We start from the raw sequence: 11,785 nt of genomic DNA on the forward strand, positions 1-11,785 counted from the left end.
CGCGGTGACGACGACTTCGGTTCGACTCACGGGATCCGGGGGTCAGGGCCACGGGACGAAGCCCTCGTGCCGTACCGACCAGGTCCCGTCGTCGGGGAAGCCGGGGCAGTCGGTGTCGGCGCCCTCCCAACCGGCGGCCATCAGGGACACGGCCGAGAGCAGGCCACCGTTGGCGGGAAGGTAGACGGGCAGGACGCTGCCCATCTGCGGATTGTGGCCGGTCGGCAGGTAGCCGTTCTTCGGGCTGTCCATGAGGAGCGCGTCGACCGCGAGGTCGGGCCGGCCGGTCCGCGCCGCGGTCATCGCCATGACCGGGAAGTCCCAGCCCCAGGCGGTCTCCCACTCCCAGTTGTCGAGGACGTCCATCAGGGTTGCCCGCATGGTGGCGACGTCGATGAGCGGAGTGGCCGGTACGACGCCCAGGGCGCACAGCATCGAGGGGTGGTCGTCACGCCGTAGGTAGGGCTCTGTCGCGATCGCCGTGTAGCGGCCCGCGTCCTGGTGCGGTGGGGTCAGGCCGTCCTGGATCCGCTGCCACCGCTTGTGCCGCTCCTTGCCGAGGCGTTCACGCCAGCGCTGGGCGATCTCCAACCCCCACCACCAGTAGGCGAGTTCGAAGGTGGGGTCTTCGGTGGCTGCGGCGGTGTAGAACTCCTGGGCCGGCATCAGCGGTGCGGGCAGGTGACAGCCGTCGTCCCGCCGCTCCACGAAGGACGCCATGAACAGGGCGGTCTCCTCGACCAGTTCGGCGTACCGGGCCAGCAGTTGTTCGCGCTCCGCCGTACCGCGTCCTCGGTACAACAGCTCCAACAGGTAGAGCGGGTGCGGTTGTTGCCAGATCAGCAGGGCGCCGATGTCGCTGGGGCTCTCCCGTCCGTCAGGGCCGACATGCTTGGGCCAGCGGGCGCCCTCGTAGTGCTGTCGACGTGCGGTGGCGCGGGCCGTGTCGAGGATGGACAGGTACCAGGGGAGGCTGCGTTCGAGGAGTTCGGGCCGTCCCCAGGCGGCGAAGTGCGCTGCGTGCCACCAGTGCATCTCCAGGTGGAACTTGCCCTGCCAGGAGTTGGTGATCAGCCCGGTCTCCTGCGGGGGTTGGGTGCCCGAGCAGTTCACGGTGGTCAGGTACTGGGAGAGGACGACTCGGCGTTCGAGTTCCGCGGCGCGCGGATCCGTACTGTCGGCGAAGTCGATCGCGGCGCCCGAGGTCCAGAAGCCGCGCCACCGTTCCGACGCCGCCTCCGCCATCGATGCGAAGCCGGTGGGCGTGAACTCCGGTTCCGGATCGGGGGAGAAGGCGGCCACGACCTCCAACACCGGTCCATCGGTGGAGAGTTCGAAGGCATGCGGGTCGTCCGTCGTGGCGAGCGTGCCCCGCGACCAGTCGAGAAGGACCGTGTACTCGGTGTCGTCGAGCACTCGGCCGATACGGCAACTGCGGTCGCCCACCGGCTCGTTGGTGCTGGTGTGCCGGTCGGGGGCGGACCAGTCGGAGGCGAGGAAGAAGCCGTCGCTGGCGTACGGGAACCTCACCGCTACCGCAGCCCGGCCGTCGGTGAGCAGCTCGGACTCGATACGGAAGGCGACCCGCGCGTGACGGGGATCGGCGACGGTGGTGACGCGCACCTGTTCTCCGGCGTACTCGAAGACGCTGGTGAGTGTCCCCGTCCACAGGTCGAGCCGCTGGCGTGGGTTGCTCAGTACTGCCGGGTCGGTCTCCGGCGCCGCGTCCGTGTCCTGCCGCAGGACGAGACCGACGCGACCCAGGTCGAGCCGTTGTGGGTTCATGTGGAGCCAGGTGCCGGCCCGGTGGTCCTCGGCGACCTCCTGGCCGGACATGGCCGCCACGTCGAACCTGTCCGGATACTCCACGGGGCCGCGGGCCGTCTCGTAGCTGGACATCGCGTCCGCGAGCACGAATCCCTCGGGGTTGGGCATCGAGTGCCAGCCCCAGGAGGACATCGTGGTGGTGTTCACGGCGAGCCGGCGTTGCGCGTGGGCGGCGGCCTGGTCGTGGAACGCGGTGAAGGTCTGCATACCGGTGATGTCGGCCGTGAACGCGAAGTCGCCGTTGCCGACCGTCAGCGGGCAGGACGCGATGGCCTCCGTCAACTCGACGGTGTGGCGGCGGACCACGGATTCCCGGTCGATAGATCCGTCAAGAAAGGTCACCGGACACTCCTTCATATCCGGGGCGGTAGCTGAAGCTCCGCACCACGCGGGTACCGGTCAGGGGTTCGACGCCGATGACCCGGCCGGTGAAGCCTCCGGCGACCTCGGTCGAGAAGTAGCGTCCGTCGAACTGAGCCACCCGTCTGAACTCGCCGTCGTCCAGGTGGCCGAACTCGATCAGGTCGGGCCCACCCGCGTATGGCGACTCCGGTTTCGGTTCGACGGCGCGGATGCACAGCGTTACCGCGGTGCGGCCAGGGCGAGGGACCTCCGCCAGCACGTGATCGAGTCCGCCGATGACCACGCGGGCGACGAGTGAGGGGCCGCGCTTTTCGATGCCGGCCCAGTGCGCGTCGTTGAGCCGCAGGACCAGGCGAATGTCGCCTCCGCCCACCACAGCGCTGGCTTCCCACTCCGCGTCCTTGGCGCGCACACCCAGCAAGTGGCGTGCTGCGGAGGGCTGTTGGGCCGCCGTGAGCGCGACTCCGCCGTCCGTCGCCGGGGCGGCGAACCGCGCCGGATGGACGCCGGGCGAGATCCAGCGCGGGTGCAGCACGGGCGCGGTGAAGTCGTCGTCGAACACCGGCCAGTCGTCCTCCCAGCGGACGGCGGCGAGGAACGTCTCCCGTCCGTTGACGTGGAAGCCGGGTGTGGTCCCGCGAGGCCGTACGCCGAGGTGGACCGCGGCCCATTCGCCGGACGGCAGCTCCACGAGGTCCGCGTGACCGGTGTTCTGCACCGGGTGGCTCGAACTCCGGTGCGTGAGAACGGGGTTGGCCGGAGCACCCTCGAACGGGCCGGTCAGGGAGCGGGAGCGCGCCACCGACACCGCGTGCCCCCGCTCGGTGCCGCCCTCGGCGATGAGCAGGTACCACCAGGACCCACGCCGGTAAAGGTGCGGGCCCTCGGGGTGGGCCAGGCCCGTCCCGCTCCACAACGCCCGTGGTTCCGACAGCAGTTCGCCGGTACTTGGATCAAGCACCGCCTGAAGGATCGGCCTGTCCGGCCGGCCCGAGGCCCACGTGAGATGGCAGGTGCCCTCGACTTCCCACGTGAGGTCCGGATCGATGCCGACCGCACCCGCGGTGTACACCGGGGTGCTCCAGGGGCCGGCCGGATTCTCGGCGCTCACCACGAGATGGCCCCTGCGGACGTCCGCGATGTTCGTCGTGATCAGCCAGAACAGGCCACCGTGATGGCGCAGGGTCGGAGCGAAGATGCCCCCGCTGCCCTGCTCGGAGGGAAGGACGAGTTGGTCCTCGCGGTCGAGCACGTTCCCGATCTGCTCCCAGTGCCGCAGGTCCCGGCTGTGGAAGACCGGGACACCGGGGAGGTACTCGAACGACGAGTTGACGAGGTAGTAGTCGTCGCCTACACGGCAGATGGACGGATCCGGATGGAACCCGGGGAGGACGGGGTGATGGCTCAACGCGGCGCCTTCCTTGCGGCTGTGCCCGGTGCTTCGACGGCCTACTGGACGGTGACGACGACTTCGACCGGCTCGCACTCCGGAGCGCTGGCGGTGAGACGGATCTCGCCGGTACCCGTCGGGCGGACGACGGCGAGGAGACGACCCTCGTACGTGTGCCGTTCCTTGGCGTCGAAGCGCTCCTCGGTCGAGGGAACGGCGCTCCCGAAGCCGATCAACGTCCCCGCGCCGGAGACTTGGAGGCTCACCAGACGGTCGGCCGCGGGGTGCGGGGTGCCGTCGGAGTCCGTCAGGGTGAAGGTGATGTAGGCGAGGTCGCCGCCGGTGGCCGTGACGGCCTGCCGGTCGGCCTCGGCGCACAGACGCACCGGGCCGGTGGCGGAACGCAGCGCGGTACGGCCGGTTTCGGTGCCGTCCCGGTAGGCGATCGCGAGGACTTCGCCGGGCTCGTAGACCGTTTCGAACTCGGTTCGGAACCGGTGGCCCGCTCCGACCGCCTGCCGTCCCAACGAGCGCCCGTTGACCAGGAGTTCGACCTCGTCGGCGTCGCTGTAGACCTCGACCGTGATCGGCGCGTCCTCGAAACCGGGCCAGGTCCAGCCGGCGATGGAGTCGCTCCAGGCCCAAGGCGTGCCGGCGAAGGTCTTGCCGTGGTGCTCGGGCCGCTTGACCGCCAGGTAGGGCCGGGCGCGCAGACCGAAGACGATCTCCCGGTAGTAGGAGGCGGGCCGCCGGTGGCCGGTGATGTCGATGTCACCGGTCTCCGCCAGCAGGTGCGGATAGGGCGCGGAGAAGGCAGCCCGGGGGCTGTCCGGGGTGATGTACTGCGCCCTGCCGATACCGACCTCGCCGAGGTAGTCCCAGCCGGTCCAGGCGAAGTCGCCGATGACATGGCTGTGTTGCTCGACCAGGTGCCAGATCTCGTCGATCCGCGTGGTGAAGGACTCCGTGCCGAGGACGATCCGGTTCGGGAACAGCTCCCGGTCGGGCGCGTACCGGGCCTCCATGTAGTTCATGCCGGCCACGTCCAGGACGGCGAAGGACTCCGCCGTACGACGCGTCACCAACTCCGAGGCGCCGATCGCGTTCATTCCCTGTGCCGGGTCGGCCATCAGGGTGTTGATACCGGCGCCCTCCTCGACCGGCGCGGCCGACTGCTTGCGCAGGGAGGCCAGTTCGGCCATCACGGCCAGCATCCCGTTGACCCCGTTGGTGACATAGCGCGTGCCGTCCAGCGAGCGGACCTTCTCGGCGAGCAGGCGGCCCCAGGCGGAGCCCGACGGGGAGCCGGTCTCGGGGATCTCGTTGCCGATCGAGTACATGATCACGCTGGGGTGGTTGAAGTTCTTGGCGACCATCGCCTCGATGTCACGCTCCCACCACTCCGGGAAGCTCAGGCTGTAGTCGAACTCGCTCTTGCCCGAGGTCCACATGTCGAAGGCCTCGTCCACCACCAGCACACCGAGCCGGTCGCAGGCGTCCAACATGGCCCTGCTCATGGGGTTGTGGGACATACGGATCGCGTTGAACCCGGCGTCCTTGAGGAGTTCGACCCGTCGTTCCTCGGCGCGGGCGTAAGTCGCCGCGCCCAGCACGCCGTTGTCGTGGTGGACGCACGCACCGCGCAGCTTGACGCTCTCGCCGTTGACGCGCAGACCGTGGCGGGGGTCGAGGTGGAGCGAGCGGATGCCGAAGGTGACGGTCTCGGTGTCCACCTCGTCGTCGCCGTCCGTCAGGGTCACACCGGCGGTGTACAGGTCGGGGGAGTCCGGACTCCACAGGGCTGGATCGTCGACGTAGAGGCGCTGACGGCATACGGCGGGTTCGCCGGGCAGCACGGTGATCCGCGAGTCGTCGCTCGCGACCGGCGTCCCGGCGCTGTCGTGGATCTCGGTGCGCACGTCGACGGTCCGGATCGCGAGGGAGTCGTTCTCGACCCTCGTCGCGACCTCGACGACGGCCAACTCCCGCTCGATGTCAGGGGTGTTGACGCGGACGCCGGCGGGCGAGATCCGGACCGGGTCGCCGATCAGCATCCAGGTGTCGCGGTAGAGGCCCGAGCCGGTGTACCAGCGGGAGTCGCGGTGGGCGCGGGCCTCGACCCGGATCTCGTTGTCCTCGCCGAACCGCAGGAAGCGGTCGGCGTCGATCAGGAACTGCGAGTAGCCGTAGGGGCGTTGGCCGGCGTAGGCGCCGTTGATGTGGACGGTCGCGTCGCGATAGACGCCTTCAAACTCCAGGAGGATCCGCTTGCCCCGGAGTTCCTCGGGCACGTGGAAGGTCTTGCGGTATTCGAAGGTGCCGCCGGGAAAGTAGGCGCCGGCACCACTCTCTGGGCGCGTGCCGTCGCGCTCCTGCCCGATCATCGCGTCGTGCGGCACGGTCACCGGCTGGAACGGGACCGAGTGACCGCCCAGTTCGGCGAAGGGGTTGACCTTCGGCCTGTACTGCCAGTCGTCGTTGAAGGAAACGCGAATCAAAGGAACGTCCTTACTCCGTGAGCGAGTTGCGTCTGCGCGGGTCACTTCCCGACCGGTGTCGCGGTGGAATCCGCCGGGGTCGACTCCGGTCGGGCGGAGTCGACCCCGGCGGCGGTCAGACGGTCGCCGCCTGGCCGGCTTCGACCTCGTCGAGCTTCTTGGTCTTCGGGATCAGCAGCACCAGCAGGGTCCCGACCGCGCAGCAACCCGCGACCAGCCAGAAGCCGTTGCTGAAACCGGAGTCGTTGTAGAACTGCGTGCCCTTCAGGACCTTGCCGCCCCTGGCCATGAGCACGAAGGCGAGCTGCGAGATGACGACCTGGGTGATGCCCTGCACCATGTTCTGGGCGCCGTTGCCCAGAGCCTGCTCCTCGGGGGACACGGCCGCGATGATCATGATCGGGACACTGGAGACGACCATGCCCATGCCGAGCCCGCTGAGCACGCCCCACGAGATGATGTGGCCCGCCGTGTCGTGCCACTGGGCGCCGATGCTGTACCCGACGGTGGTGAGGACACCGCCCGTGGCCAGCATGATCCTGGGGTCGACCTTGCGGGCCAGGATGCCGGTCGCGACGGCCGACAGGATGATCGTGGCGCTGATCGGAGCGGTGACCACCGCGTTGTGCGTCGCCGACCAGCCCAGACCGTCGGAGATGGTGGGGATCTTCGGCATCAGCGCGAGCAGCTGCATCACGACGCCCACGGAGTACAGCGCGCCCGCGGACACCCCGGTGGCGAGCAGCACGGTCCAGACCTGGCGCCGGGCCAGCAGGGTCATCGGGAACAGCGGGTTCTCGGTCCGGGTCTGTGTGAACGAGAAGGCGATCAGCGCCAGCAGGGCCACACCGAGGTAGGCGAAGAACTTGCCGCTGGTCCAGCCCCACTCCGAGCCCTTGCCGACGGCGTAGGCGATCGCGGTGAGGGCACCGCCCAGCAGGAACCCGCCCAGCCAGTCCATGCGGACGCGTGCTTCGCGCACCGGGCTCTCGGGCAGGAACGCGAGCAGGACCGCGAGGCCGAACGCGGTGGCGATCACCATGAACCACAGCGCGCCGCGGAACCCCCAGGTGTCGATGACCCACCCCGACAGGAAGGGGCCGCCGACGCCGACCATGCCGACACTGCCGGCGAGCACCGCGCTCGACGGTCCGACCAGCTTGCGCGGGAACACATCGCGGGCCGCGGAGTAGGCCACGGCGCCGGCCGTGGTGTAGATGCCGGCGATGCCCCGTCCCAGGAGCAGCGTGCGGTAGTCCGTCGCGAGGGTCGCGATGAGGTCACCGACCAGGCCGAGCGCGGTGACGATGATGATCACGCGCTTCTTGCCGTAGATCCCGGCGGCCTTGACCACGAAGGGCAGCAGGAACGTGCTGACCAGTGCGCCGGTCAGGGTGAACCAGGCGATCTGGGTGGTGTGGAAGTGGATCGCTATCTCGGCCTGGGCGTTGCCACTCACCAGGCCGACGATCGGGCTCAGCGCGACGGACAGGAGAAGCGCGAAGAGGACCAGCGCGTGGCGTGCGCTGAAACCCGTCGCTTCCTCTGCGGATGGGGGAGTGATCGTCTTGTCGAGCATGGCGGCCTTTCCTGCATGTGGAGCGGGAGGGGTATGTGCGGGTGCTGCGTCGTCGAACGTTCGGAGAGGTACCGAGTCCGTCGAACTCCTCGACGCGCCACTCGTGATGGCAGCCGAAGCGGGCATGGCTCTGTTGCTGTGAACCGCGGGCAGAACGCTGCGGGGTGACGTCACTGACGCGCGTTAGTTACGCGCGTTAGCAAGCTAGATCCCCTGCGGAAGGGCGACAAGTAGCCGGTTCGTAACGTTCAGGTAACAGGCGGCCCGGGAGGCTGGGGGCTCACGCAGGTCTTCTGGCTGCCGGTGTCAGGCCGTCTTGAAGGAATCCGTGCGGGGAGCCTCGTCGGGGACCGTGTCGTGATGGGTGGCCAGCTGCCAGGACTTGCTGGTGTGGGCAGGCGGCTCGGCGGTCGGGCCGTCTCCGCCGAACACATGGACATCCGGGGCTTCGGGTGTGTGGGATGTCCAGCCGGGGTCGCCGGAGCGGGCGAAAGCGGTCCAGGCCGTCATCATGCGCTCGCTGAGTTCGGGCGATGCGGGCCACTGGCTGTATGCCGGCGCGAGCAGGTTCGCGGCATCGGCGTAGGTGCCGAAAACGAGGGCCACTTCGGTGCCGTGGCCCGCGCCGACGCCGGGCAGGTCGGCCGTGAAGAGGTACTCGAAGGCGGTGCCGCCGGCGCGGGTGTGCGCGTCGGCCATGCGTGAGGCGGCGATCCGGTAGATGTAGTCACTCAGGAAGCGCAGCCGGAGTCGCGTCACCGAGGCGGCGGGCTCGGCCGCCTCATAGCTGTCCCAGAGGGCCTGGGCGGCGGATTCTCCGATCGCGGCCGCCATATCGGCTCGTACGGTGTCCGCTGTGCGCGGTGTTTCGTCGAACTGCTCGAATACGAGCATCTCGTCGCGGTTCGCCCCGATCAGCAACGGCACATCCGCCGTCAGGCCGGCGTCGGCGGCCTGAAGGGGGGTGCGGGGGACGACGGTTCCGTCCAGCACCGGTCCCCAGGACTGTCCACCGGGGAGGGAGCGGGTGCCCATGTCGGCCGGGACGATCCCGGACTGGGCGGCGAGTATGCGCTCGACGGGGACGCTCGCGAGCTCCTCGGGCCGGTGAATGCCGAGGGCGTCGAAGAGGCCGATGGTCAGGCGTTTCGACGTGGACGGTGAGTAGATCCGGGAGATCGGCGGGCTCATCATCGCGGCGCGGTGAAACAGGCCGCGTGCACTTGGCATGGCCAGTAGGCAGCCCACGGCGCAACCCCCGGCGGAGTTGCCGAAGATGGTGACATTGCTCGGGTCGCCGCCGAATCGCCCGATGTTGTCGCGGATCCAGCGCAGCGCCGCGACCTGGTCCTGGAGTCCCAGATTGACCGTGTCGGACCAGGCCTCGCCGCCGATTCCGGTCAGATCGAGGAACCCGAGTGCTCCGACGCGGTAGTTGAAACTCACGACGACGACGTCCCCGCCGCGCATCAGCTGGTTCCCGTCGGTGACCGGCGGTGCGGCGCTGCCGGTTTCGAAGCCGCCGCCGTAGATCCAGACCATGACGGGTCGGGCGCCGCTGACGTCCGGCGTCCAGATGTTCGCGTACAGGCAGTCCTCCGACCGGACGGTGTCGGGCGGGAGCGAGAAGCCGGGGTTCTGCGGTGGCGGTGGGCCGAAGACCGACGCGTCGCGGGTGCCCGCCCATGGCCGCGGCGGCTGCGGTGGCCGAAGTCGCAGTCGTCCGATGGGCGGCTGCGCGAACGGGATGCCCGCGAAGAGCAGCCCGCCTTCCGCCAACACCCGCCCTTCCAGCTTCCCTTGAGCTGTTTCCACGGAGGCGGTGATCGTCATCATTCACTCCTTGGACCTGCTGACGGAACGGGACCCGGCGGCACCGCAGGACGGCCGTGAGTGGTTGATTTCGTGGTGCGGCTCTGCCCCTCATGTTAGTCAGTAACGCGCATTAGTGATGCGCGTTAGTCCAGATCGACGGATGCCCGTGCGTGCCAACGACCGCTCTCGATATGCGACTTGGGTGGTGAGGGCGGGCGCCCAGGAGCCCTCAGGCACCCGGTGTGCTCGCCAGGCCGGTCAGCTCCGCGGCGCGCTCCCACAGCCGCCCGGCCAACTCGGGGTCGGCTGTTTGCGCGTTCTGGGACTTCTCCTGCTCCAGGCGGTTGAAGTAAGCGCCGTTGGTGGCGAGGGCGTTCGGGAGGGTGGCCAGGTGGACCAGCGGTTCCGCGCCCCGTTCGGGAGTGGCCATGATCGCTCTGGCCAGTCGCGTTCTCATCAATGCGCCCAGTGCCGTGCTGTCCCGTGCGACGTCGGTGGCCACGACGCCCGGATGGAAGGAAGCCGTGGTCACCGCGGTGCCCCGCGTCCGGCGCGCGAGTTCTTGGGTGAGGATGACGGTGGCGAGCTTGGCCGTCGCGTACACGGCCCGCCACTGGTATGCGCCGCGGGCGCTGTCCAGATCGTCCAGGTCTATGTGTCCCTTGCTGTGGTCCATGCTGGCCGTGTTGACCACTCGGGCTCCTTGCGATGCCTCCGCGAGTCGGTCCAGCAGCAGGTTCGTCAGGAGGAACGGCGCCAGGACGTTGACCTGGAAGGTCAGTTCGTGTCCGTCCTCGCTCTGCTTGCGGCTGGTGAAGAAACCGCCCGCGTTGTTGGCCAGGACGTCGATGCGGGGGTATCCGGACAGCAGTTCCCCGGCCAGACGTCGTACGTCGTCCAGGCGGTTGTAGTCCACGATGTGCGCTTGGGCGCCGATCTCCCGGGCGACGGCGACGGTCTTCTCCGGTGATCGACCGATCACCGCCACCTTCGCTCCCAGCGCGGCGAAGCGTCGGGCGGCAGCGGCGCCGATGCCCGAACTCGCTCCCGTGACCACCACTGTGCGGCCCTGAAGGTCTGTCTCCATGTGATCACTCATCGCAATGCTCCTGAGGGCGGCCGGCGCTCGGTCAATCACCTGACGCGACCGCGAACCATGGATTCACGTCTGAGTCGTGAATCCACTGATGGAATTGAGTGTCACACTAGGATCTACAGTTCATGATGGCAATGCGTGGTCGAGGGGCGGTCGGCGCTCACGTCGCACCACCGCGCCCGACTCGGAGGACGGCACATGGCGATCCTGGGAACACTGCTCAAGCGCGTGCGTGCGGGCGAAGCGCGACTCGCATGGAATCTCCCGGCCCTGGCCGGGCCCGAAACGATCGACCTGCGCAGTGACGACTTCCTGGACAACGGGACCATCCCTGTGCTCCACACCGGTCGGCGGGTAGGTGGACAGAACGTGTCCCCGTCCCTCGCCTGGACCGGCACGCCCCGCGACTGCGCACAGCTGCTGCTGGTCGTCCAGGATGTCGACACTCCGACCCGCAGCCCGTACGTCCACTGCGTCGCCCTGATTGCGCCCGAACTCGACGCACTTCCCGCCGGTGCCCTGAACACGGGCAGCACGGTCCAAGGCGTGCGGTTGCTTCGCTCGGGCAGGGGGCACGGCTACATGGGGCCCGAGCCGATCAAGGGCCACGGCCCCCACAGATACGTGTTCCAGATCTTCGCGTTGTCCGCTGCCGTCATGGAGACAGAAGCGGTAGGCGCCCTGGACAAGGCCCGCCCCCAGTCCGTGCTGGCCGCGGTCAGCGGCCCCGTTGTGGTGCGCGGACGCCTGGACGGTCTCCACGTCCGCTGATCACCGATCCCGCGCGGCGCGGAGACCGTCGGAGATCGGCCGCGGACGCGTCCCGGCCCAGGCAGGCGGGGCCCACTCAGGCGTGGGTCGGCTTCTTCCTGGGGCTCTTGAGGAGGCCGGTGCCCGCGCCGAGCGAGACGAGGCCCATGCCGGCGGTGGCCGCGATGCCCTTCACGCCGTCGAGGAGGAAGTAGCAGCCCGTGGCGACACCGGCGTTGAACAGGAACAGGAACCACAGCACCGGCCTGGAGCCGAGGAAGTCCCGCACCCGCCGCTGCTTCATGAGGAGGGTGCTCGTCACGAACGCGACGACCGTCCCGCCGACGGTGACCAGTTGCTTCTCCGTGCCGTCGAATACCTGTCCGGCGGCGATGGACGCGCCGATACCGGCCATGAACACGAAGAAGAGCAGGAGCAGGGAGAAGACCGACATCTGTTTTTTCATG

General features: G+C 68.9%; 8 protein-coding genes. 1 reads left to right on the forward strand and 7 read right to left on the reverse strand.

Annotated features, from left to right (window positions below; translation table 11 throughout):
* Positions 1 to 42: 42 nt before the first annotated feature.
* The 6 genes from ACWIHT_RS15930 to ACWIHT_RS15955 all read right to left on the reverse strand — a co-directional run bounded on the left by ACWIHT_RS15930 (position 43) and on the right by ACWIHT_RS15955 (position 10,571).
* Positions 43 to 2,169 (reverse strand): hypothetical protein, encoded by a 2,127-nt coding sequence (locus ACWIHT_RS15930; RefSeq protein WP_456168501.1) that lies wholly within the window; start codon positions 2,167 to 2,169, stop codon positions 43 to 45.
* Positions 2,156 to 3,598, reverse strand: a complete 1,443-nt coding sequence (locus ACWIHT_RS15935) for a family 43 glycosylhydrolase (protein ID WP_456168503.1) — start codon at positions 3,596 to 3,598, stop codon at positions 2,156 to 2,158. Before ACWIHT_RS15935 ends, ACWIHT_RS15930 begins: the two co-directional genes overlap by 14 nt.
* Positions 3,599 to 3,639: 41 nt before the next feature.
* On the reverse strand, positions 3,640 to 6,078 hold the full coding sequence (locus ACWIHT_RS15940) for a glycoside hydrolase family 2 TIM barrel-domain containing protein (protein ID WP_456168505.1): 2,439 nt from the start codon (positions 6,076 to 6,078) through the stop codon (positions 3,640 to 3,642).
* 115 nt (positions 6,079 to 6,193) lie between these two features.
* The gene (locus ACWIHT_RS15945) at positions 6,194 to 7,657 is read right to left on the reverse strand and encodes an MFS transporter (protein ID WP_456168507.1); all 1,464 of its coding nucleotides are present in this window, start codon (positions 7,655 to 7,657) and stop codon (positions 6,194 to 6,196) included.
* A gap of 306 nt (positions 7,658 to 7,963) precedes the next feature.
* Positions 7,964 to 9,493, reverse strand: a complete 1,530-nt coding sequence (locus tag ACWIHT_RS15950; RefSeq protein WP_456168508.1) for a carboxylesterase/lipase family protein — start codon at positions 9,491 to 9,493, stop codon at positions 7,964 to 7,966.
* A gap of 208 nt (positions 9,494 to 9,701) precedes the next feature.
* A complete protein-coding gene (locus ACWIHT_RS15955) occupies positions 9,702 to 10,571 on the reverse strand; it encodes an SDR family NAD(P)-dependent oxidoreductase (RefSeq protein ID WP_456168510.1) in 870 nt (289 codons plus the stop codon).
* Positions 10,572 to 10,766: 195 nt separating this feature from the next.
* Between ACWIHT_RS15955 and ACWIHT_RS15960 the strand changes: the two genes are divergently transcribed.
* The gene (locus ACWIHT_RS15960; RefSeq protein ID WP_456168512.1) at positions 10,767 to 11,339 is read left to right on the forward strand and encodes a YbhB/YbcL family Raf kinase inhibitor-like protein; all 573 of its coding nucleotides are present in this window, start codon (positions 10,767 to 10,769) and stop codon (positions 11,337 to 11,339) included.
* Positions 11,340 to 11,415: 76 nt separating this feature from the next.
* Here ACWIHT_RS15960 and ACWIHT_RS15965 read toward each other — a convergent pair whose 3' ends face one another.
* Positions 11,416 to 11,784, reverse strand: coding sequence for a hypothetical protein (locus ACWIHT_RS15965; protein ID WP_456168514.1), 369 nt, complete (start codon positions 11,782 to 11,784; stop codon positions 11,416 to 11,418).
* Position 11,785 lies beyond the last annotated feature (1 nt).

The sequence above is a fragment of the Streptomyces sp. NPDC002276 genome, assembly GCF_053891435.1.